The following is a 22,453-nucleotide window of genomic DNA, read 5'->3' on the forward strand; positions in this document are numbered from 1 at the left end:
ATGCGCTACTCGACGACCTCGACGGCGCCCGTGGCGTAGGGCACGACGACCCCGCGCCGGCCTCGGACGCGATCGAGGGAGAACGAGGCGACGGCGAGCGCGACCCCGGCGATGGTGAGCAGGAGCCCGATCCAGATCGGTGCGACGTAGCCGAGGCCCGCCGCGATGGCGAGTCCGCCCAGCAGTGCGCCCACGCTGTTGCCGATGTTCAGGGCCGAGTGGTTGAGCGCGGCGGCGATGGACTGGCTGTCCCGCGCCACGTCCATGAGCCGGGCCTGGATGGTCGGCGACAGGGCGGCCGAGGCGGCGCCGACGAGGAAGACGCCGGTGAACAGTCCGACGGGGTTCGCGGCGGTGAAGCCCAGGAGCACCAGGGCGGCCGCGAGGATGCCGAAGAAGAGGTACATGCTGCGACGCACGCTCCAGTCGGCGAGTCGCCCGCCGGCGAGGTTGCCCGCGGTCATGCCGATGCCGAACATGATGAGCACGACGGGCACCATGGCCGGGGCGAGGCCCGTGACGTCGGTGGCGAGCGGAGCGACGTACGTGTAGACGGCGAACAGGCCGCCGAAGCCGATCGCGCCGATGCCGAGCGCGAACCAGACCTGGGCGCGGCCGAACGCACGCAGTTCGCGCTGCATCGTCGCACCGGGGTCGCCGGCCTGCCACGGCACGGCCAGCAGGACCGCGAGGAAGGTGAGCGCGAAGATGCCCGCGACCGCGAGGTAGGCGATGCGCCAGCCGGCGGCCTGTCCGAGCCACGTGATCGCGGGGACTCCGATGACGTTCGCGATCGTGAGGCCCGAGAGCACCAGGGCGACGCCACGGGCCCGCTTCCCGGGGCCCATGAGGCTCGCGGCGACCAGCGACGCGATGCCGAAGTAGGCGCCGTGCGGCACGGCGGCGATGAAGCGGGCGACGAGGACGAGCTCGAACGTCGGCAGCACGGCAGAGCCGATGGTGCCGAGCGTGAAGGCGGTGACCAGGGCGAGCAGCAGGCGCTTGCGGGGCCAGCGCGCGGCGGCCGCGGCGATCGTGGGTGCGCCGACGACGACGCCGAGCGCATAGGCGGAGATGATCCATCCGGCCCGGGCGTTGGCCTCCTCGGGAGACTGCGCGTAGAGCCCGGGCAGAAGGTCCTTCGCGATATCGGGCAGGAGGCCCATCGCGACGAACTCGGTGCAGCCGATGCCGAAGCCGCCGAGGGCGAGGGCCAGCAGCGCGAAACGGATGCGGGCCGGCGACAACGTCGTCGGCCCGTCATGGAAGTGGGTCACCCCTTGATTCTCGCACGGATCGAATCGATTCGATACCGGCGGTCGGGCGGCGGGCTCAGGCGCTCACGACTCGTCGAGCGCCCGCTCGAGCCGTTCGACCTTCGCGTCGATCTCACCGGTGCGGCCGGGGCGGATGTCGGCCTTGAGCACGAGTGAGACGCGCGGGCCGAACGCGCCGACCGCCTCGGTCGCGCGACGGATGACGTCGAAGACCTCGTCCCACTCCCCCTCGAGCTCGGTGAACATCGAGGTCGTGCGGTTGGGCAGCCCGGACTCGCGCACGATCCTGACGGCCGCCGCCACCGCGTCGTGCACGGACCCCTCGGGCCCCTCCGTTCCGCCGCTCGGGGCGACGGAGAATGCGACCAGCATGATTCCTCCTCCGGTTCAGGCGGCCGGTGCGGGCTCGCGCCGATCCCAGGTGGTTCCAGCCTGCCACAGCGCGCGGATGCCCCACACGAGCAGTGCGGCCATCAGCAGCACCTTCACCGTCAGCACCAGGACGAACCCCGGATGGGCGGCGAGCAGCCAGCCGTACCAGTACGGGTAGATGACCTGCGTGAGGAGGGCGATGCCGGCGGCGAGCGCGGCCGGCACGAGGAATCGCCGCGGCCGCAGCACGAGCCCCAGCACCACGGGCGCGGCGAGCCACGCGATGAACTGCGGCGACCCGACCTTGTTCGCGAGCAGCAGCACCACGACGAACGACAGCGCGAGCGGCGGGAACACGCGTCCGAACGCGGCGCCGCGGCGCACCGCCCTGATGCCGAGGAGCAGCACGACGGCCACGCCCGCGGCCATCAGCGGTGTCGTGAGGGCGGCCGCGGCATCCGCGCCCGGACCCGAGATCTGGAAGGTCAGGATGTCGCGGTCGTACACGACCTCGACGTTCCTCGACCCCGCCACGATCTGCCACAGCCAGGCGACGGCGAGCGGCGCCTCGACCTGGAGTCCGCGCCCCGCCTGCTCGGCGACGAAGCCCAGCGCGTTGAGCCCGGACCCGGCCAAGAGGCTCACCCCGAGGATCCCGGCGCTCAGGGCGACCGCGACCGTTCCGACGTCCCACCGCTTGCGCGAGGCGACGACGAGCGCGACGAGGAGCGCGGCCGGCCACACCTTCACCCACGCGCCGATGGTCAGCAGGGCCGCCGCGACGCGCGGCCGTCCGGCCGCCCACAGCAGGCCCGTCAGCGCCAAAGGAACCGTGATCGCGTCGATGCGACCCATCGCGATGGGGCCGAGGAGCAGGAGGAACCCGGTCCACCACCACGCCGCGATGCGGCGGGTGCGCGACAGTCGGCGCGTGCCGAGCAGCACCGAGAACGCCGCGGCGTCGAGGAGCACGACCATCGCCAGCCACGTCTGCCCGTACCATTCGGACCCGAACGCGAGGGACAGCGTCATGGGTGCGAAGGCGAGGATCGGGTACACCCAGGGGGCGTCGATGCCCATGCGCACGATGCCGTCGGCGGCGAGGTCGGCCCAGCGGTGGTACACGCCCGTGACGTCGTACAGTGGGCCGCCCTGGGCCCACAGGTTGAGGCCGGCGAGCAGCGCGTGCACGAGCAGGAACGCGATCCAGAGCGCGGCACGGCCGGAGAGGAAGCGTCGGACCCGGCTGCGGCGGCGCGTGGGCGCGGCGCGCACCTCCCCGACGGTCATGGCGACGAGCCTAGCGGAGCGTCACAGTGCGCCACGCGTGCGCCACGGGTCGCTGATTTTGGGATGATCGAGGCCCATCCCCACGGAGGACCACATGAGCCGACGCCCCCTCGCCGCCCTCGCCATCGCGGCATCCGCCAGCCTGCTGCTCGTCGCCTGCGCCGGCGGAGGCGGCGCGACCGAGGCCTCGGGCGACTACGTCACCGAGGGCAAGTTCACCATCGGCACCGGCGAGCCGGCGTACTATCCGTGGGTACAGGACGACGCGCCCGAGTCGGGCCAGGGCTTCGAGGCGGCGGTCGCGTACGCGGTCGCCGAGGAGCTCGGCTTCGCGAAGGACGACGTCGTCTGGGTGCGCACCACGTTCGACCAGGCCATCGCGCCCGGGCCGAAGGACTTCGACGTCAACCTCCAGCAGTTCTCGATCACGCCTGAGCGCGCCGAGTCCGTCGACTTCTCGTCGCCCTACTACGAGACGACGCAGGTGGTCATCACCGTCGAGGACTCCCCCGCGGCGTCCGCCACCTCGATCGCCGACCTGCAGGGGCTGCTCATCGGCGCCCAGACCGGCACGACGAGCCTCGACGCGGTCGAGCAGGTCATCGCCCCGACCGCCGGCGCACAGGTGTTCAACACCAACGACGACGCCAAGCTCGCCCTGCAGAACGGCACCGTCGACGCCATCGTCGTCGACCTGCCGACGGCGTTCTACCTGACGGGCGTCGAGCTCGAGGGGGGCACGATCGTCGGGCAGCTGCCCGCGACGACCGGCGGCGACGAGTTCGGCTTCGTCCTCGAGAAGGACTCCCCGCTCACCGCCGACGTCACCGCGGCGGTCGACGCACTCCGCGCCGACGGCACGCTCGACGAGCTCGCCGCCGAATGGCTCGGCGGCGACGACGCAGCACCCGAGCTCGAATGACGGATGCCGCGGCATCCGTGGTCGACGCCTCGTGGCAGCCGAGCGAGCTCGAGCTCGGACGACGCACGTTCCGCCGCCGCCAGACGCGCCGGTCGATCCTGGTCGGCGTCGTCTCGACGATCGTGCTCGCCGTCGCACTCGTGCTCACCCTCGCCGGATCGCCGGGGTGGGCGAGGGTGCAGGAGACGTTCTTCGATCCGCAGGTCGCCCTCGCGTCGCTGCCGCGCATCCTCGAGGGCCTCTGGCTCAACGTCCAGGTGCTCGTGGTCGCGAGTGCCGGGGTGCTGGTCGTCGCGCTGCTGCTGGCCACGCTGCGCACCCTCCGCGGCCCGGTGTTCTTCCCGGTGCGCGCGCTCGCGGCGGGGTACACCGACCTCTTCCGCGGCATGCCACTCATCATCGTGCTCTACCTCGTCGGCTACGGCGTGCCGGGCCTCGACTTCTTCCCGCGCATGCCGGCCGCGTTGTGGGGCACGATCGCGCTCATCCTCACCTACTCGGCCTACGTCGCCGAGGTCTTCCGCGCGGGCATCGAGTCGGTGCATCCGTCCCAGCGCCTCGCGGCGAGGTCGCTGGGACTGAGCCACGCCCAGGCCATGCGTCGCGTGGTGCTGCCCCAGGCGGTGCGACGCGTCACTCCCGCGCTCATGAACGACTTCGTGGCGATGCAGAAGGACGTGGGCCTCATCTCGGTGCTCGGCGCGGTCGACGCGGTGCGCGCCGCGCAGATCGAGACCGCGCACTACTTCAACTTCACGCCGTACGTGGTGGCCGGCCTCCTGTTCGTGCTGCTCGCGTGGCCGACGATCCGGCTGACCGACTGGCTCAGCGCCCGCATGCGGGCGCGTGAGCAGGCCGGGAGCGTGCTGTGACGACGCCAGTCCTGCGGCTGCGCGGCATCCGTCGCGCCTACGGCGACCGCGTCGTGCTCCGCGGCATCGACCTCGACGTCGCCGCGCACGAGGTGGTGGCCCTCGTCGGCGCCAGCGGATCCGGTAAGTCGACGCTGCTCCGCACGATCAACCTCACCGAACCCATCGACGACGGCATCGTGCTCCTCGACGGCGACGACGTGAGCGACCCGCGGGTCGACGCCGACCGGGTGCGCGCCCGCATCGGCGTGGTCTTCCAGCACTACAACCTGTTCCCCCACCTCAGCGTGCTCGACAACGTCACGCTCGCCTCGCGCCTGGTGCACCGGATGCCGCGGGCCGCGGCCGAGGCGCGGGCGCTCGAGCTGCTCGCCGCCATCGGGCTCGGCGAGCTGGCGCGCGCCTACCCCGACCGCCTCTCGGGCGGGCAGCAGCAGCGGGTCGCGATCGTGCGGGCCATCGCGACGTCGCCGAAGCTCCTGCTCCTCGACGAGGTCACGAGCGCCCTCGATCCCGAGCTCGTGGGCGAGGTGCTCGCGCTCGTCCGCTCGCTCGCCGAGTCGGGCACGACGATCGTGATGGCGACCCACGAGATGGCGTTCGCACGCGACGTGGCCGACCGCGTGGTGTTCCTCGACGGCGGGCTGATCATCGAGGACCGCCCGGCTCGGGAGTTCTTCGCGGCTCCGCGCGAGGAGCGCACGCAGGAGTTCCTCGCACGGTTCCTGCCCGACGCCTGACCCGCTCAGCCCGCGAGGAGCGAGCCGATCACCGGCGGCACCGCCTCGGCGACGTCGAGGGCGGTCACGGGGCCGTCCTCGACCGCGGCGGACGCGCGCCGTGCCGCCTCGCCGTGCACCCAGGACGCGGTGGCGGCGAGCGAGGTCAGCACCGTGGCATCCGTGGCGATCTGCTCGTGGTGGGTGGCGACGAGGGCCCCGAGGATGCCGCCGAGCACGTCGCCGCTGCCCGCGGTCGCGAGCCAGTGCGTGGGCGCGGTGACGGTGTACCGGCCGCCGTCGGGATCGCACACGTGCGTCACGGCGCCCTTGAGCAGCACGGCGACGCGGAGGTCCGCGGCCGCGCGCTCCGCCCAGTCCCCGGGCGCCGATCGCACCTCGTCGACGCTCGCGGGAATCTCGCGGGACGTGAGGAGGCGTGCGAGCTCACCGGCATGCGGAGTGATCACGGTGGGCGCGGTGTGGGTGCCGACGAGGTCGAGCGCGCCGGCGTCGACCACGACGGGCACGTGCGCGGCGAGCGCGTGCGTGAGGTCGCCGAGCAGCACGAACGAGCGACGGTTCTGGTCGATCCCCGAACCGATGAGCCAGGCCTGTACTCGGCCCGGGGCGGTGACGGTCTCCGGCCGGCGGTCGAGGACGGCGCGGGCGGGCACCCGGTGCCCGATGTAGCGCACCATGCCGACGCCCGCGCGGTGGGCCGCCTCCACTCCGAGCACCGCGGCTCCCGGGAACTCGGGTGACCCGGTGACGACGCCCAGCACGCCGCGCGAGTACTTGTCGTCGTCGGGCGCGGGCGCCGCGATCCATCCGGCCGCATCCTCGGCCGTCCACTCCTGCCACCCGGTGGTCATCCACCAACGATAGGTTGGGGTGGATGCCGCCGACAGTCCCCGCCCCGATCAGCCTCGCCCCCCGTGTCGTCGTGTTCGACTACGGCGAGGTCATCTCCCGTCCGCCGAGCGACGCCGACCGCGCCGCGCTCGTCGCCCGTGCCGGCGTCGACGCCGACCGGTTCTGGCCGGCATACTGGGCGCATCGTGAGGCGCTCGACCAGGGCACGGCGTCGATCGCCGAGTACTGGTCGGCGGTCGCGGCCGAGGTCGGTGCCCAATGGAACGACCTCGACGTGCACGAGCTGTGGGCGATCGACCACCGTGGGTGGCTCAGCGTCGACGGCGGCACGCTCCGGGTGCTGCACGCCCTCGCCGACGGCGGCACGCGCCTCGCGCTCCTCTCGAACGCCGGTGCCGACTTCTCCGGATGGCTGCGCTGGGGCTCGTTCGGGCCGCTCTTCGAGCGCGTCTTCGTGAGCGGCGAGCTCGGCATGGTGAAGCCCAACGCCGAGATCTACGAGCACGTCATCGACGAGCTCGGCATCGCGCCAGGGGAGCTGGTCTTCATCGACAACAAGTCCGAGAACGTCGAGGGCGCCCGCGCCGTCGGCGGCGACGGCCACGTCTTCACGGACGCCGCCGCGCTCGAGGCGTGGCTGCGGGAGCTGGCCGCATGAGCGCCGATCCCGGGGCCGCGTCGGGCCCGGCGCTGTTCCGACCGATCACGATCCGCGACCTCACGATCCGGAACCGTGTGTGGGTGCCGCCGCTCTGCCAGTACTCGGTCACCGAGCGCGACGGCGTGCCGCACGACTGGCACCTGGTGCACCTCGGGGCGATGGCCGCGGGCGGGGCCGGGCTCGTCGTCGCCGAGGCCACGGCAGTCAGCCCCGAGGGCCGCATCTCCGACCACGACACCGGCCTCTGGAACGACGAGCAGGCCGAGGCGTGGAGCCGCATCACCCGGTTCATCCGCTCGCAGGGCGCGGCATCCGGCATCCAGCTGGCCCACGCGGGCCGCAAGGCCTCGGTGTGGCCCGAGCTCACACGCCGCAACGGCTCGCAGCCCATCGACGAGGGCGGCTGGCCGACGGTCTCGGCATCCGCCATCGCGTTCGACGGGCTCCGGGAACCCGAGGCGCTCGACGACGCCGGCGTCCTCGGCGTCATCGACGACTTCCGCATGGCCGCCCGCCGCGCCGTGGCGGCCGGATTCGACGTGGTCGAGGTCCATGCCGCGCACGGGTACCTCGTGCACCAGTTCCTCTCGCCGCTGTCCAACCATCGCGACGACCGGTGGGGCGGCACCCTCGAGAACCGGGCCCGCCTGCTGCTCGAGCTCGTGCGGGCGGTCCGTGCCGAGATCGGCGAGCGGATGCCGCTGTTCGTGCGGTTCTCCGCGACCGACTGGACCGAGGGCGGCTGGGACGAGGCGCAGACCGCGACGGTCGCCCGCTGGGCCGAGGAGGCCGGAGCCGACTTCTTCGACGTCTCCACCGGCGGTCTCGTGCATGCGCCCATCCCCGTGGCGCCCGGCTACCAGGCGCACCTCGCCGAGTACGTCGGCGACCATGCCGGCGTTCCCGTGTCGGCGGTGGGGCGCATCACCATGCCCGACGAGGCCGAGCGGCTCGTGGCATCCGGTGAGGTCGATGCCGTGATGTTCGGCAAGGCGATGATGCGCGACCCGCACTTCGCGCTGCGCGCCGCGCACGAGCTCGGGGCCGGCACGTCGATGTGGCCGGCGCAGTACCTGCGGGCGCGGCCCGAGGTCAACGACGGCGAGTGGTGAGGAGCGGGCAGGTCAGGACGAACCTGCGGCCGAGCGCATCTTCATCGCCATCTGCATCATCTCGGCCGACACCTGGCCGATGGCGAAGATGTTGTCCTCGCTGTCGCTGAACCAGGCGCTCCGCTCGTCGCCGAGCACGGCGACGCCGTCCTCGGTCTTCAGGCCGGGCAGGTCGTAGTCGTGGAAGACGACCCCGTGCGTGCGCAGCTCGGTCATGTCGCGGTCGAGGTCGTCGGTCATGAGGTTGAACGCGGTGTTCTTCGCGGTGCCCGCGAAGTCGGTGCGATAGACCATCACCACGGTGCCGCCCACGTCGTAGAAGAGGGCCCCTCCTTCGGCGTCCTCGTACACGGGGTCGCGGCCGAGCACGTCGTGCCACCACTTCTTGGCGCGGTCGATGTCGGATGCAGGGAGCACGGCGGTGGCCATGAGCTTCTCAAACATGATGTTTCCTCGGATCCTCGGGTCGGCGTCAGTCTACGCCGACCCGAGGAACGCCGAGGGCCCGATCCGGGCCTCGCTCAGCCGCGACGCGTCGCGTCCTGCACCTCGCCAACGAGCTCCTCGATGATGTCCTCCAGGAAGATCACGCCCGTCGTGGTGCCGTCCTCGTCGAACGCGCGCGCGACGTGCGTGCCGAGGCGGCGCATGGTCGCCAGGGCGTCCTCGAGGTCGGTGCCGTCGTAGATCGACACGAGCCGGCGTACGCGTTTCGCGGGCAGCGGATCGTCGAACTCGTCGTCGTCGAGGTCGATGACGTCCTTGAGGTGCACGTAGCCGTCGGGTTCGCCGTCGTCGCCGACGATCACGTAGCGCGAGAAGCCGTGGCGGGCGACGGCCCGCTCCACGTCGCCGGGCGTGGCCGTCGGGGGCAGGCTCACGAGGCCCGACATCGACAGGGCGACGTCGTGCACGCGCTTGGTGGTGAACTCGAACGCCGCCGTCAGGGTGCCGCTCGCGTCGTCGAGCACGCCCTCGCGGCGCGACTGGTCGACGATCGTCTGCACCTCCTCGAGCGTGAAGGTGGAGTTCGCCTCGCTCTTCGGCTCGACCCCGAAGAGCCGCAGCACGCTGTTCGCGGTCGCGTTCAGCGCCACGATGATCGGCCGGAAGAAGCGGGCGAGGAGGACGAGCGGCGGCGCGAGCAGCAGCACGGCCCGGTCGGGCACCGAGAACGACAGGTTCTTGGGCACCATCTCGCCGAACACGACGTGCAGGTATGACACGAGCACCAGCGTGATGACGAACGCCACCGTCGACACGACCGCCTCCGACCAGCCGGTCAGGTGCAACGGCGCCTCCAAGAGGTGGTGGATGGCGGGCTCGGAGACGTTCAGGATCAGCAGCGAGCAGATCGTGATCCCGAGCTGGCTCATCGCGAGCATGAGGGTCGCGTGCTCCATGGCCCACAGGGCGGTCTTCGCGCTCCTGCTGCCCTGTTCGGCGAGCGGCTCGATCTGCGACCGGCGCGCCGAGATCACGGCGAACTCGGCGCCGACGAAGAACGCGTTGGCGATCAGGAGGACGAACAGCCAGACGATGCCGATCCAGTCGCTCATCGGGCCACCCCCTCGGCGTCGGCGCCCTCGGCCACGGGCGCGGGCGTCGGCACGAACCGCACCCGGTCGATCCGGCGGCCGTCGAGCCGTTGCACCACGAGCGTGCCCTCCTCGATGGGCACCTCGTCGTCCACCGACGGGAGCCGTCCGAGCTCGGCGATGACGTATCCGGCGACGGTCTCGTAGTCGCCGTTCTCGGGCACTCGGATGCCGGTGCGCTCGAGCAGCTCGTCGGGCCGGAGGATGCCGGGGAAGCTGATGACGTCGCCGCGGCGCACGATGCCCGCACGGGTGCGGTCGTGCTCGTCGGCGACCTCACCCACGAGCTCCTCGACGAGGTCCTCGAGCGTGGCGACGCCCGCCGTGCCGCCGTACTCGTCGACCACGACGGCCATCTGGAAGCCGCGCGCACGGAGCTCACCGAGCAGCATGTCGAGCTTCATCGTCTCGGGCACGCGCAGCGCCTCGGACTGCAGCGCGGAGGCGGGAACCTCGGAGCGCCGCTCCCGCGGTACGGCGACGGCCTGCTTCACGTGCACGAGGCCGACGATGTCGTCGAGGTTCTCGTCGAACACGGGGAATCGGGAGTAGCCGGTCTGCCGGGCGAGCTCGAGCACGGCCTCGGCGGTGTCGTGCCGCTGCACGGCGGCGACGCGCGGGCGGGGGGTCATGACGTCGGATGCATCGTGGTCGGCGAACCGCAGGGTGCGGCCGAGCAGCGTCGCGGTGTCCTGCTCGAGCAGGCCGGCGCTCGCGGAGCGGCGCACGAGGGAGGAGAGCTCCTCGGCCGAGCGGGCGCCCGACAGCTCTTCCTTGGGCTCGATGCCCACGCTTCGCAGCAGGGCGTTGGCGCTGCCGTTGAGGAGCGCGACCGCCGGCCGGAACACCCAGGTGAAGGCGCTCTGGAACGGCATCACGAGCACCGCGGTCTGGCGGGGCAGCGCGAGCGCGAAGTTCTTCGGCACGAGCTCCCCGAGCACCATCGACAGCAGCGTGGCGATGACGATGGCCGTGGTGGCGCCGATGGGCCGGACCATCCCCTCGGGCAGTCCGAGCGCGGTCAGCGGCCCCGCGAGGAGGCTGCTGATGGCGGGCTCCATCGTGTACCCGGTGAGGAGCGTGGTGAGCGTGATGCCCAGCTGCGCGCTCGACAGGTGGGTCGAGGTGATCTTCAGCGCCGAGATCGTCAGGCCGAGGCGGGTTTCGCCGCGCTCACGCCGCGCTTCGAGCTCCGCGCGATCGAGGTTGACGAGCGCGAACTCGCTCGCAACGAACAAGCCCGTGCCGATCGTGAGGAGGAGTCCGATGCCGAGGAGAATCCACTCAGACATCCGCACCTCCCCGTTCGGTCACGGGCGAGGGTCTATGGCCGGGCGTTTTCGCAGAGGGAGGATCGTCCATTGTGCCGTCCAGTATATCGGCGGCGGCTCGGTGGCCGAGGCGTGATCGGCCCGTCATTCCGGCCGCGCGCCTACCAGCTGACCGGCAGCGCCTTGCCCTCCTCGTAGCCCGCCGCCGACTGGATCCCGACGAGCGCGCGCTCGCGGAACTCCGCGATCGAGCGCGCCCCCGCGTAGGTGAACGAGCTGCGCACGCCCGACGTGATCATGTCGAGCAGGTCCTCGAGGGACGGGCGAAGCGGGTCGAGGTAGATCGACGACGACGAGATGCCCTCGGCGAAGAGCTCCTTGCGCGCGAGGTCGTACGGCGAGAGCCGGTCGAACCGCTCGCGCACCGCCTTCGTCGACGCCATCCCCCAGCTCTCCTTGTACAGGCGGCCCGACCCGTCTCGCTTGAGCGTTCCGGGCGCCTCGATCGTGCCCGCGAACCACGAGCCGATCATGACGGATGCCGCGCCGGCGGCCAGCGCGAGCGCGACGTCGCGCGGGTACCGCACGCCGCCGTCCGCCCAGACCGCCTTGCCCAGCTCGCGGGCGGCCTCCGACGTCTCGAGCACCGCGGAGAACTGCGGGCGTCCGACCGCCGTCATCATGCGGGTCGTGCACATCGCGCCGGGGCCCACGCCGACCTTCAGCACGTCGGCGCCGGCCTCGACGAGGTCGGCCACCGCGTCGGCGGTGACGATGTTGCCCGCGACGATCGGCACCCCGAGGTCGAGGTCGCGCACGATGCCGATCGCCCGGACCATGCCCTCCTGGTGTCCGTGCGCGGTGTCGATCACGAGCATGTCGACACCGGCGGCGACGAGGGCGCGGGCCTTCGCGGCGACGTCGCCGTTGATGCCGACCGCCGCGGCCACCCGGAGGCGGCCCGACGCGTCGACGTTCGGCTCGTAGATGGTGCCGCGCAGGGCGCTGCGCCGGCTCAGCGTGCCGACGACGCGTCCGTGCTCGAGCACCGGGGCGAACTCGAGCCCGGCGTCGGCCATGAGGTCGAACGCCCGGCGAGGCGAGTCCACGTCGTCGGCGTCGAGCGAGGCGAGGCCGCCGTGCACGAGGTCGCCGAGCCGCGCATCGCCGAGCGCCGTCGCGAGGCGTTCGGCGGCGATGGATCCGACGTACTGGTCGCGAGCGTCCTGCAGCACGATGCCGTGGCCGGCGACGGGCGGGAGCACCGCCAGCGCGTCGGCGACGGTGTCGTCGGGCGAGAACGCGTGGGGCGTGTCGAACCGGGGCGACTGGGCCTTCACCCAGCGGATCGCCTCGGCGAGATCCTGCAGGTGCAGGTCCTGCGGCAGCACGCCGAGGCCGCCCCGGCGGGCGAGCGTGACGGCCAGCCGGGGGCCGGTGATGGAGTTCATGTTGGCGGACACGATGGGCACGCTGGCGCCCGAGCCGTCGTCGGGAGCGAGCGAGACGTCGAGCCGGCTGGTGACTCCGGATCGGCTCGGGACGAGGAACACATCCGAGTAGGTCAGGTCGTGGCTCGGGGCCGTCCGGTAGAACTCCATGCGCCCCACGCTACCGCCGCAAGGGCGGCGCCCGACCTTCGCAGAGGGGTTTAGGCTTGTGTGGGTGATCGGGCACGGTGTGCGTGCGCGCACGGGCCGATCGCCGGCAGAGAAATCCAGCATCAATGGAGAGAGTGGGCGAGAGGCTGTGTCGAGCCAATTGACCGGGTCGGGATCCGAAGAGACGACGGCGGGCGAATACGGAGCCAATGAGTGGCTCGTCGACGAGATGTACGAGAAGTACCTCGCCGACCCCGATTCCGTCGACAGGACCTGGTGGCCGGTCCTCGAGCACTACCGTCAGGTGCGCACCGGTGCGGTCGAGGGTGGCCTGAACGGGCAACCGGCTACCGCGAGCCCCACCTCCTCCGAGGCCTCCGAGACCTCCGCCGTCGCCACGACGCCCGAGGCCGCCGCGCCCGCGGCATCCGCCCCCGCGCCCGAGGCGCCCGCGCCGGCAGCCCCGGCACCCGCGGCATCCGCCCCCGCTGCCGAGGCGCCCACCGCTGCCGCGGCCCAGCCCGCGGCATCCGCGCCGGTCACCGCCCCGTCGCCGATCATCGGCCAGGCGCCCGAGGCGCGCACCACCTCGGTGGCCCCCCGCACGGCGCCCGTCCCGGCCGACGTGCCCATCACGAGCCCGCAGCCCGTCATCGCCAGCGCACCCCGGGAGGACGAGGTCGTCCCGCTGCGCGGCCTGCCGAAGACCCTCGCCGCGAACATGGACCAGAGCCTCACCGTGCCGACCGCGACGAGCGTGCGCACCGTGCCGGCCAAGCTCATGATCGACAACCGCATCGTGATCAACAACCACCTCCGCCGCAGCCGCGGCGGCAAGGTGTCGTTCACGCACCTCATCGGCTGGGCGCTCATCCAGGCGCTCAAGGAGTTCCCGAGCCAGAACGTCTCGTACGCCGAGGTCGACGGCAAGCCCTCGTTGGTGAAGCCCGCCCACATCGGCCTCGGCATCGCCATCGACATCCCGAAGCCCGACGGCACCCGGGCGCTGCTCGTGCCCGCCATCAAGCGCGCCGAGACGATGACGTTCAACGAGTTCCTGAACGCGTACGAAGACCTCGTGCAGCGTGCGCGGCAGAACAAGCTCACCGCCGACGACTTCAAGGGCGCCACGATCTCGCTCACGAACCCGGGCGGCATCGGCACCGTGCACTCCGTGCCGCGCCTCATGAAGGGCCAGGGCTGCATCATCGGCGCCGGCGCCCTCGAGTACCCGGCCGAGTTCCAGGGCTCCTCCGAGAAGACGCTCGCGAACCTCGCCATCGGCAAGACCATCACGCTGACGTCGACCTACGACCACCGCGTCATCCAGGGCGCCGGCTCTGGCGAGTTCCTGAAGAAGGTGCACGAACTGCTCATCGGGCAGCGCGACTTCTACGAGAACATCTTCGCCGCGCTGCGCCTCCCCTACGAGCCCATCCGCTGGGCGCCCGACATCTCGGTCGACATCGCGAGCGCGATCGACAAGACCGCGCGGGTGCAGGAGCTCATCAACGCGTTCCGGGTGCGCGGCCACCTGATGGCCGACATCGACCCGCTGGAGTACGTGCAGCGATCGCACCCCGACCTCGACATCGCGAGCCACGGCCTCACCTTCTGGGACCTCGACCGCGAGTTCGTGACGGGCGGGTTCGGCGAGAAGCGCACCGCGCTCCTCCGCGACATCCTCGGCGTGCTCCGCGACTCGTACTGCCGCACGATCGGCATCGAGTACATGCACATCCAGGACCCGGTGCAGCGCCGCTGGATCCAGAACGAGGTCGAGCGCAAGTACGAGAAGCCGACCCACGACGAGCAGATGCGCATCCTCGGCAAGCTCAACGAGGCCGAGGCGTTCGAGACGTTCCTGCAGACGAAGTACGTCGGGCAGAAGCGGTTCAGCCTCGAGGGCGGCGAGTCCGTCATCGCCCTGCTCGACGAGATCCTGCAGGGCGCCGCGAAGGACGGCCTCGACGAGGTCGCCATCGGCATGGCGCACCGCGGCCGGCTCAACGTGCTCACGAACATCGGCGGCAAGACCTACGGCCAGGTGTTCCGCGAGTTCGAGGGCAACATGGACGCCAAGGTCTTCTCCGGCTCGGGCGACGTGAAGTACCACCTCGGCACCGAGGGCACGTTCACCGCCGACGACGGCCACCAGATCCCCGTCTCGCTCGCGGCGAACCCGTCGCACCTCGAGGCGGTCGACGGCGTGCTCGAGGGCATCGTGCGGGCCAAGCAGGACCGCAAGCCCATCGGCACCTTCTCGACCCTGCCGATCCTCATCCACGGCGACGCGGCGATGGCCGGCCAGGGCATCGTCGTCGAGACGATGCAGATGTCGCAGCTGCGCGGATACCGCACGGGCGGCACCATCCACGTGAACATCAACAACCAGGTGGGCTTCACCACGGTGCCGGGCGACGCGCGCTCGTCGATCTACTCGACGGATGTCGCGAAGACCATCCAGGCCCCGATCTTCCACGTGAACGGCGACGACCCCGAGGCGGTCGTGCGGGTGGCCGAGCTGGCCTTCCGCTACCGGCAGGAGTTCAAGCGCGACGTCGTCATCGACCTCGTCTGCTACCGCCGCCGCGGGCACAACGAGGGCGACGACCCCTCGATGACCCAGCCGCTCATGTACAACCTCATCGAGGCGAAGCGCTCGGTGCGCAAGCTCTACACCGAGGCGCTCGTCGGACGTGGTGACATCACCGAGGAGGAGTACGAGGAGGCGCACCGCGACTTCCAGGACCGCCTCGAGCGCGCCTTCGCCGAGACGCACGCCGCGCAGACCGGCGCGATCCCGATCATCGGCGCCACCGAGTCGACGCGTGCCGACGAGGTCGTCTCGGGCGAGCTCGAGACCACCGGGGTCGCGACCGAGGTCGTGCACGCCATCGGCGACGCGTTCGACAACAAGCCCGCCGGCTTCACGGTGCATCCGAAGATCCAGCAGCTGCTCACCAAGCGCTACGACATGAGCCGGAACGGCAAGATCGACTGGGGCTTCGGCGAGCTGCTCGCCCTCGGCTCCCTGCTGCTCGAGGGCACCCCCGTGCGCCTGGCCGGCCAGGACGCCCGCCGCGGCACGTTCGTGCAGCGCCATGCCGTGCTGCACGACCGCATGAACGGCCAGGAGTGGCTGCCGCTGCAGAACCTCTCCGACAACCAGGCCAAGTTCTGGATCTACGACTCGCTGCTGAGCGAGTACGCGGCGATGGGCTTCGAGTACGGCTACTCGGTCGAGCGGGCCGACGCGCTCGTGATGTGGGAGGCGCAGTTCGGCGACTTCGCGAACGGCGCCCAGATCATCATCGACGAGTTCATCTCCTCGGCCGAGCAGAAGTGGGGCCAGCGCTCGAGCGTCGTGCTGCTTCTCCCCCACGGCTACGAGGGCCAGGGGCCCGACCACTCGAGCGCCCGCATCGAGCGGTACCTGCAGCTCTGCGCGGAAGACAACATGACCGTGGCGCGTCCGTCGACGCCCGCGTCGTACTTCCACCTGCTGCGTCGCCAGGCGTACGCGCGACCGCGTCGGCCGCTCGTGGTCTTCACGCCCAAGGCCATGCTGCGCCTCCGCGGCGCGACGAGCGAAGTCGCCGACTTCACGAGCGGCCGGTTCGAGCCGGTCATCGACGACGCCCGCATCGACGACAAGGCCGCCGTCAAGCGGGTCGTGTTCGTGTCGGGCAAGATCTACTACGACCTCATCTCCGAGCTCGAGAAGCACCCGAACCCCGAGATCGCGGTCGTGCGCCTCGAGCAGCTCTACCCGCTGCCGAAGGACGAGCTCAAGACGGTCGCCGACAGCTACCCGAACGCGGAGCTCATGTGGGCGCAGGACGAGCCCGAGAACCAGGGCGCCTGGCCGTACTTCATCATCGAGACGAACAAGCTGGGCCCGCGTCCCGTCGCGGTCGTCGCCCGTGCCGCCGCGGCCTCGCCGGCCACCGGCTCGGCGAAGCGCCACGCCGCCGAGCAGGCCGACCTCGTGCGCCGGGCGCTCACGCTGTAGCCCGTCGAACGCACGCGAACGAGGAGCGGATGCCGCGTGGCATCCGCTCTTCGTCGTCCCGGGTGCGCCGGCCTCAGGCCCGGTGCGCCGGCTCGTGCTCGTCCTCGGCCGACTCCGACGGCGCATCGCGGAGCGCGTCGGCGGCGCGCTCAGGCGCCGTGCCCACGACGGCCGCCGCCGCCTCTCGCGTCATGCCCAGGTCGACGGGCGACCGCCACAGCTTCGACGGCCACCAGATCGCCCGGCCGATGTCGTACGCCAGGGCGGGCACGAGGAGCGACCTCACGAGGAACGTGTCGAGGAGCACCCCGAAGGCGACGATGAACGAGATCTGGGCGAGGAAGAGGATCGGCAGCACGCCGAGAGCTGCGAAGGTCGCGGCCAGCACGAGGCCGGCCGAGGTGATCACGCCGCCCGTCACGACCAGCCCGCGCAGCACGCCCTCGCGCGTGCCGTGCCGCACGCTCTCCTCGCGCACCCTCGTCATCAGGAAGATGTTGTAGTCGACGCCGAGGGCGACGAGGAAGACGAAGCCGAACACCGGGACCACGGGGTCGGCGCCGGGGAATCCGAACACCCCGTTGAACACGACTGCGGAGACGCCGAGCGCGGCGGCGAACGAGAGCACGACCGTGCCGATCAGTAGGAGCGGCGCGACGATCGACCGCAGCAGCAGCATCAGGATGACCAGGATCACGGCGAGCACGAGCGGGATGATGAGGTTCCGATCGCGGATCGACGCGTCCTTCGTGTCGAGCGCGACGGCGGTGATGCCGCCCACGAGCACCGGGGCGTCAGCCGTGGAGACCTCCTCGACCTGCGCGCGCAGGTCGGCGACCACGGCCTCGGCGGCGTCGGAGTCGGCCGCGTCCTCCAAGGTCGCGTCGAGCTGCACGCGCCCGTCGATCACGGTCGGCTCGCCGGCGGGGGTGCCCGGAGGGCCGAGGGGCTGGATGCCGTCCTCAGTCACGGGCAGCGAGCCGCTCGGGGAGTCTTCCGACACCACTGACACCGCGTCGACCCCGTCGGTGGCGAGGAGCACGTCGGCGACGTCCTGAAGCTGGTCCTCGCTCGCGATGACCACGGCCGGGGTACCGGATCCGCCCGGGAAGTGCTCGCCGAGCAGCGCCTGCCCGTCTCGGGCCTGCGACTCCCCCAGCACGAATTCGCTCGACGGCACGCCGTCGGCCTCGAGCTGCGTCATCCCGAGGGCGAGCACCGCCAGCACGAGCGTGGAGACCACCCACGTCACGCGCGGTCGTCGCGCGATGAGGCGCGCGACCCGCGGCCAGATGCCACGGCGTCCCACGACGTCATCGGCCTCGACGTGGACGCTGAACTTCGGGCGCACGGGCCAGAACGCGGCACGCCCGGCCCAGAGCATGAGCGCCGGCAGCAACGTGAGCGACGTGGCCAGAGCGAAGAGGATGCCGATCGCCGACACCGGGCCGAGGATCTTGTTCGAGGTCAGCTCGCTCGCGAGGAGCATCAGGAGTCCGGCGATCACGGTGCCGCCCGAGGCGAGGATGGGCTCCCACGATCCGCGCAGGGCGCACCACGTGGCATCCCACTTGCCCTGATGCGTGTGCAGCGCTTCACGATAGCGGGCGATGTACAGCAGCGAGTAGTCGGTCGCCGCCCCGATCACGAGGATGAAGAGGATGCCCTGCGTCTGCCCGTTGAGCACGAGGATGTCGGCGCGGGCCAGTGCGACGACCGCGAGCACCGAGCCGCACAGCGCGGTCAGGCTGGTGCCGAGCACGATGACCGGCAGCAGTGGCGAGCGGTACACGATCACGAGGATCAGGAACACGGCGGCGAACGCGACGATGAGGAGCAACCCGTCGATGCCCGCGAACGCCGCCTTGAGGTCGGTGGTGAAGCCGGCCGGGCCGGTGACCGCCACCTCGAGCCCGTCGGCCGCCGTCTCGTCGACCTGCGCCCGCAGCGCGTCGACCGCCACGTCGACCTCCGCGCCGGCATCCACCTGCACGAAGACCTCGGCGGCGGCGCCGTCCTCCGAGAAGACGGGCGGCGACACGCCGTCGTCGACGACGCCCTCGACCTCGGCGAACGCCGCCGCATCGTCCTCGATGGCGGCCGTGTCCTCGTCGGTGAAGCCGCCGTCGCGTGCGTAGACCACGATGGCGGGGATCACGTCCGCCGAGCGGAACTCGGCCTGCAGGTCCTGCACCCGGGTCGACTCGGCCTCGGCGGGCAGGAACTGCGACTGCTCGTTCTCCACGACGTCGCTCAGCGCGCCGAAGGAGGCTCCGCCGGCGCCGAACGCGCCGAACCAGAGCAGGATGAGGACGGTCGGGATGAGGACGCGGAGCCACGTGGGGACGCGTGAGGGGCGGGGGTCTGAGCGGTCTGCAGGTTCCATCCTGACCGACGGTACGGGCCGGTCAGTCCCCGGCGCGTCGTCCGAAAGACGGAACCGGTGGGTCTACTCGACGAGCGCGCCGTGTCCGGCCTGGTAGGCGCGGATCCTCGTGAGCACCACCGCGCGCAGCTCCTCGGGAGCACTCTCCTTGCAGGCGCGCTGCACGACCTCGGTGATCGCGACGCCCACCCGGAGCTCGGCCTGGCAGTCGGCGCAGTGCTCCACGTGCTCGCGGATGTCCGCGGCGTCCTCGCGTCGGAGTTCGTGGTGCAGGTACTCCTCGAGTTCGGCTCGTGCCTTCTCGCAGCCGCAGTCGGTCATCGCTTGCTCCTCGTCGGTTGAGGCGCCGCACCCGCCGCGAAGCCCTGCTCGCGTGCGTAGTCGGCGAGGGACTCGCGGAGCAGCCGCCTGCCACGGTGCAGGCGGCTCATCACGGTCCCGATGGGGGTGTTCATCATGTCGGCGATCTCCTGGTAGGAGAAGCCCTCCACGTCGGCGAAGTAGACGGCGAGGCGGAAGTCCTCGGGGAGCGCCTGCAGGGCGTCCTTCACGGCACTGTCGGGCAGGTGGTCGATCGCCTCGGCCTCGGCCGAGCGGCTCGAACGTGCGGTCGTCGACTCGGCGCCGCCGAGCTGCCAGTCCTCGAGGTCGTCGATCGTGCCCTGGTAGGGCTCGCGCTGCTTCTTGCGGTAGCTGTTGATGAAGGTGTTCGTGAGGATCCGGTACAGCCACGCCTTGAGGTTGGTGCCCTGGGTGAACTGGCCGAACGCGGCGAAGGCCTTGACGAACGTCTCCTGCACCAGGTCCTGCGCGTCGGCGGGGTTCTTCGTCATGCGGAGCGCGGCGGCGTAGAGCTGGTCGATGAACGGCAGCGCCTGCTCCTCGAAGAGCTCACCGAGCGGGCGGGCCTCGTCGGGCGCGCCGTCGTTCGTCGTGGGGTCGATCTCGTCGGCAGTCATCACCGGCCATCCTAGATCGTCGGCCGTGGCGACCACTGGGCGTTCCATCACCGCAAGCGACACGCGCACCATCTCCTTCCTCGTCTCGAACGCTACTGTTGATAACCGATGCAGATTTCGAGGTATTCCGCACCCGAGTTCGATCCGTACGGCGAGGCCAGGCAGACCGAGCCCGACGACGGCTGGGCTGCGCCCGTGGCCACCGCTCCGCTCGAGTCCGTCGTGGCGCTTCCCGGGTCCAAATCGCTCACCAACCGCGAGCTCGTCCTCGCGGCACTCGCCGACGGCCCGTCGACCCTGCATGCGCCGCTGTGGTCGCGCGACAGCGAGCTGATGCTCGAAGGCCTGCAGGCCCTCGGCACGAGATTCGAGCGGATGCCGGGCACCGGCGGATTCGGCGACGACGTGCGGGTCATGCCCGCCGACGAACTCCTCGGCTCGACGACCATCGACTGCGGCCTGGCCGGCACGGTCATGCGGTTCCTGCCACCCGTGGCCGCGCTGGCCCTCGGACCCACCACGTTCGACGGCGACGAGGGAGCCCGACGCCGTCCGATGGGCGGGTCGATCCACGGCCTCCGCGACCTCGGCGTCGACCTCGACGACGACGGCCGCGGCAGCCTCCCGTTCACGGTCCACGGCACCGGACGCGTGACCGGCGGGGTGCTGGAGATCGACGCGTCGGCGTCGAGCCAGTTCGTCTCAGGACTCCTGCTCGCCGCGGCCCGCTTCGACGAGGGCCTCGACCTGCGCCATGTCGGCGAGCGCCTGCCGAGCCTCCCCCACATCGAGATGACCATCGACACCCTGCGGGCGCGCGGCGTCGAGGTGACGAGCCCCGAACCTGGCCGTTGGGTGGTCGAACCCGGGCAGATCCGAGCCATCGACGTGGCCATCGAGCCCGACCTCTCCAACGCCGCACCGTTCCTCATCGCCGCGCTCGTCGCCGGCGGGCACGTGACGATCACCGGATGGCCGGCGGAGACGACCCAGGTCGGGGCACAGCTCGCGCAGCTGCTGCCCCGGTTCGGCGCCCGGGTCGCGCTCGACGCCGATCGCCTCACCGTGCGCGCACCCGAACCCGCGGCCGACGGAGGCCGCGGCATCCGTGGCGTCGACCTCGATCTCTCGGAGGCCGGTGAGCTCGTGCCGAACCTCGTGGCCCTCGCGGCGTTCGCCGACGGCCCGAGCACCTTCACCGGCATCGGGCACATCCGCCACCACGAGACCGATCGGCTCGCCGCGCTGACCGCAGAGCTCAACGGCCTCGGCGGTGCGGTCACGGAACTCGACGACGGATTGCGCATCGAGCCGGCGCCGCTCACCGGCGGACCGTGGCGCGCCTACGCCGACCACCGCATGGCCACCACCGGCGCCATCGTGGGCCTCGCCGTGCCTGGCGTCGTGGTCGACGACATCGCCTCGACCTCGAAGACCCTGCCCCAGTTCACCGCGCTGTGGGAGCAGATGCTGGCATGACCTGGTGGGACACCGACGACGCGGACGAGGACGAGCCCGAGTTCGACGAGTCCGACGTGCGGGTGCGGCCCAACCGTCGCGGCAGCCGGCCCCGCACGAAGACCCGCCCCGAGCATGCGGACGCCGTCAAGGGCGTCGTGCTGGGCGTCGACCGGGGCCGCTACGCCGTCCTCATCGACGAGGGCGGACCCGACGAGCGCCTGATCACCGCCGCCCGTGCGAGCGAACTCCGTCGCAAGTCCGTCGTCACCGGCGACCACGTCGACCTCGTGGGCGACACCACCGGCGAGGAGGGCACGCTCGCGCGCATCGTCCGGATCGGCGAGCGCTCCACGCTGCTCCGGCGGAGTGCCGACGACACCGATGAGGTCGAGCGGATCATCGTCGCCAACGCCGACCAGATGCTCATCGTCGTGGCCGCGGCCAATCCCGAGCCGCGCATCCGCCTCGTCGACCGCTACCTCGTGGCCGCGTTCGACGCCGGCATCCAGCCGCTGCTCGTGATCACCAAGACCGACCTCGCCGATCCCTCCGAGTTCCTCGAGAACTTCGCCGGGCTCGACCTCCCCGTCTTCCGTTCGAGCACCGACCGGATGCCGCTCGACGAGATCACCCGCGCACTGGTGGGCCATCGCACCGTCTTCGTCGGTCACTCGGGCGTGGGCAAATCGACCCTCGTGAACGCGTTGGTTCCGAGCGCCCACCGCGCGATCGGTCGGGTGAACGAGGTCACCGGACGCGGACGCCACACGTCGTCGTCGACCGTGTCGCTGCGCATCGAGGGCGACGAGGGCACCGGGTGGGCGATCGACACCCCCGGCGTACGCTCCTTCGGCCTCGGGCACGTGAACCCCGCCAACATCCTCGGCGCCTTCACCGATCTCGCGCGGATCGCCGAGGACTGCCCCCGCGGATGCACGCACCTGCCCGACGCACCCGACTGCGCCATCAACGAGGCCGTCGAGGCGGGCGAGCTCGGCGAGACGGGCCGGGCACGGGTCGACTCCCTGCAGCGGCTGCTCACGACTTTCGCCTGAGCGTCG

At 71.4% G+C, this 22,453-nt stretch carries 19 protein-coding genes; 8 read left to right on the plus strand and 11 right to left on the minus strand.

The window, feature by feature from the left end; genetic code table 11:
- Positions 1-5: 5 nt before the first annotated feature.
- The 3 genes from J2X63_RS01300 to J2X63_RS01310 all read right to left on the minus strand — a co-directional run bounded on the left by J2X63_RS01300 (position 6) and on the right by J2X63_RS01310 (position 2,939).
- Positions 6-1,277, minus strand: coding sequence for an MFS transporter (locus tag J2X63_RS01300; protein ID WP_309973090.1), 1,272 nt, complete (start codon positions 1,275-1,277; stop codon positions 6-8).
- 63 nt (positions 1,278-1,340) lie between these two features.
- Positions 1,341-1,649 carry a thiamine-binding protein gene (locus tag J2X63_RS01305; RefSeq protein WP_309973092.1) on the minus strand — a complete coding sequence of 103 codons (309 nt, stop codon included), beginning with the start codon at positions 1,647-1,649 and terminating at the stop codon, positions 1,341-1,343.
- Positions 1,650-1,664: 15 nt separating this feature from the next.
- Entirely contained in the window at positions 1,665-2,939 is a 1,275-nt protein-coding gene (locus J2X63_RS01310) for a glycosyltransferase 87 family protein (RefSeq protein ID WP_309973094.1), read from the minus strand.
- Positions 2,940-3,033: 94 nt separating this feature from the next.
- Here J2X63_RS01310 and J2X63_RS01315 point away from each other — a divergent pair, with 94 nt between their 5' ends.
- From J2X63_RS01315 to J2X63_RS01325, 3 genes are read left to right on the plus strand one after another with little or no spacing between them, the layout of a single operon-like run.
- Positions 3,034-3,861 carry a transporter substrate-binding domain-containing protein gene (locus J2X63_RS01315; protein WP_309973096.1) on the plus strand — a complete coding sequence of 276 codons (828 nt, stop codon included), beginning with the start codon at positions 3,034-3,036 and terminating at the stop codon, positions 3,859-3,861.
- A complete protein-coding gene (locus J2X63_RS01320) occupies positions 3,858-4,733 on the plus strand; it encodes an amino acid ABC transporter permease (RefSeq protein ID WP_309973098.1) in 876 nt (291 codons plus the stop codon). Before J2X63_RS01315 ends, J2X63_RS01320 begins: the two co-directional genes overlap by 4 nt.
- Positions 4,730-5,473, plus strand: coding sequence for an amino acid ABC transporter ATP-binding protein (locus J2X63_RS01325; RefSeq protein ID WP_309973100.1), 744 nt, complete (start codon positions 4,730-4,732; stop codon positions 5,471-5,473). The genes J2X63_RS01320 and J2X63_RS01325 overlap by 4 nt, the downstream gene beginning before the upstream one ends.
- 5 nt (positions 5,474-5,478) lie before the next feature.
- Here the strand turns inward: J2X63_RS01325 and J2X63_RS01330 are convergent, their stop codons facing one another.
- Entirely contained in the window at positions 5,479-6,327 is an 849-nt protein-coding gene (locus tag J2X63_RS01330) for an ADP/ATP-dependent (S)-NAD(P)H-hydrate dehydratase (protein ID WP_309973102.1), read from the minus strand.
- A 23-nt stretch (positions 6,328-6,350) separates the two neighbouring features.
- Here J2X63_RS01330 and J2X63_RS01335 point away from each other — a divergent pair, with 23 nt between their 5' ends.
- Entirely contained in the window at positions 6,351-6,986 is a 636-nt protein-coding gene (locus J2X63_RS01335) for an HAD family phosphatase (RefSeq protein WP_309973104.1), read from the plus strand.
- Positions 6,983-8,101 (plus strand): NADH:flavin oxidoreductase/NADH oxidase, encoded by a 1,119-nt coding sequence (locus J2X63_RS01340; protein ID WP_309973106.1) that lies wholly within the window; start codon positions 6,983-6,985, stop codon positions 8,099-8,101. Before J2X63_RS01335 ends, J2X63_RS01340 begins: the two co-directional genes overlap by 4 nt.
- Before the next feature lie 12 nt (positions 8,102-8,113).
- Here J2X63_RS01340 and J2X63_RS01345 read toward each other — a convergent pair whose 3' ends face one another.
- The 4 genes from J2X63_RS01345 to J2X63_RS01360 all read right to left on the minus strand — a co-directional run bounded on the left by J2X63_RS01345 (position 8,114) and on the right by J2X63_RS01360 (position 12,571).
- Positions 8,114-8,545 (minus strand): VOC family protein, encoded by a 432-nt coding sequence (locus J2X63_RS01345; protein WP_309973109.1) that lies wholly within the window; start codon positions 8,543-8,545, stop codon positions 8,114-8,116.
- 77 nt (positions 8,546-8,622) lie between these two features.
- Positions 8,623-9,660, minus strand: a complete 1,038-nt coding sequence (locus J2X63_RS01350; protein WP_309973111.1) for a hemolysin family protein — start codon at positions 9,658-9,660, stop codon at positions 8,623-8,625.
- Positions 9,657-10,991 (minus strand): hemolysin family protein, encoded by a 1,335-nt coding sequence (locus J2X63_RS01355; protein ID WP_309973112.1) that lies wholly within the window; start codon positions 10,989-10,991, stop codon positions 9,657-9,659. Before J2X63_RS01355 ends, J2X63_RS01350 begins: the two co-directional genes overlap by 4 nt.
- A 140-nt stretch (positions 10,992-11,131) precedes the next feature.
- A complete protein-coding gene (locus J2X63_RS01360; RefSeq protein WP_309973113.1) occupies positions 11,132-12,571 on the minus strand; it encodes a GuaB1 family IMP dehydrogenase-related protein in 1,440 nt (479 codons plus the stop codon).
- A gap of 148 nt (positions 12,572-12,719) precedes the next feature.
- Between J2X63_RS01360 and J2X63_RS01365 the strand changes: the two genes are divergently transcribed.
- On the plus strand, positions 12,720-16,586 hold the full coding sequence (locus J2X63_RS01365) for a multifunctional oxoglutarate decarboxylase/oxoglutarate dehydrogenase thiamine pyrophosphate-binding subunit/dihydrolipoyllysine-residue succinyltransferase subunit (protein WP_309973115.1): 3,867 nt from the start codon (positions 12,720-12,722) through the stop codon (positions 16,584-16,586).
- A 73-nt stretch (positions 16,587-16,659) separates the two neighbouring features.
- On the opposite strand, the gene J2X63_RS01370 is transcribed toward J2X63_RS01365, so the two are convergent.
- The 3 genes from J2X63_RS01370 to J2X63_RS01380 form a co-directional block, all read right to left on the minus strand.
- Complete coding sequence (locus tag J2X63_RS01370) at positions 16,660-18,972, minus strand: MMPL family transporter (RefSeq protein WP_309973117.1); 2,313 nt, start codon at positions 18,970-18,972, stop codon at positions 16,660-16,662.
- 63 nt (positions 18,973-19,035) lie between these two features.
- A complete protein-coding gene (gene rsrA / locus J2X63_RS01375; RefSeq protein ID WP_159603199.1) occupies positions 19,036-19,293 on the minus strand; it encodes a mycothiol system anti-sigma-R factor in 258 nt (85 codons plus the stop codon).
- Positions 19,290-19,979, minus strand: coding sequence for a sigma-70 family RNA polymerase sigma factor (locus J2X63_RS01380; RefSeq protein WP_396133097.1), 690 nt, complete (start codon positions 19,977-19,979; stop codon positions 19,290-19,292). Before J2X63_RS01380 ends, rsrA begins: the two co-directional genes overlap by 4 nt.
- Positions 19,980-20,039: 60 nt before the next feature.
- On the opposite strand from J2X63_RS01380, the gene aroA reads away from it, so the two are divergent.
- Together aroA and rsgA are read left to right on the plus strand one after the other, a co-directional pair.
- A complete protein-coding gene (aroA, locus tag J2X63_RS01385; RefSeq protein ID WP_309973121.1) occupies positions 20,040-21,410 on the plus strand; it encodes a 3-phosphoshikimate 1-carboxyvinyltransferase in 1,371 nt (456 codons plus the stop codon).
- Positions 21,407-22,447, plus strand: coding sequence for a ribosome small subunit-dependent GTPase A (gene rsgA, locus J2X63_RS01390; RefSeq protein ID WP_309973123.1), 1,041 nt, complete (start codon positions 21,407-21,409; stop codon positions 22,445-22,447). The genes aroA and rsgA overlap by 4 nt, the downstream gene beginning before the upstream one ends.
- Positions 22,448-22,453: the final 6 nt, after the last annotated feature.

Origin of the sequence: Agromyces sp. 3263 (genome assembly GCF_031456545.1) — a bacterium.
Taxonomy (GTDB): Bacteria; Actinomycetota; Actinomycetes; order Actinomycetales; family Microbacteriaceae; genus Agromyces.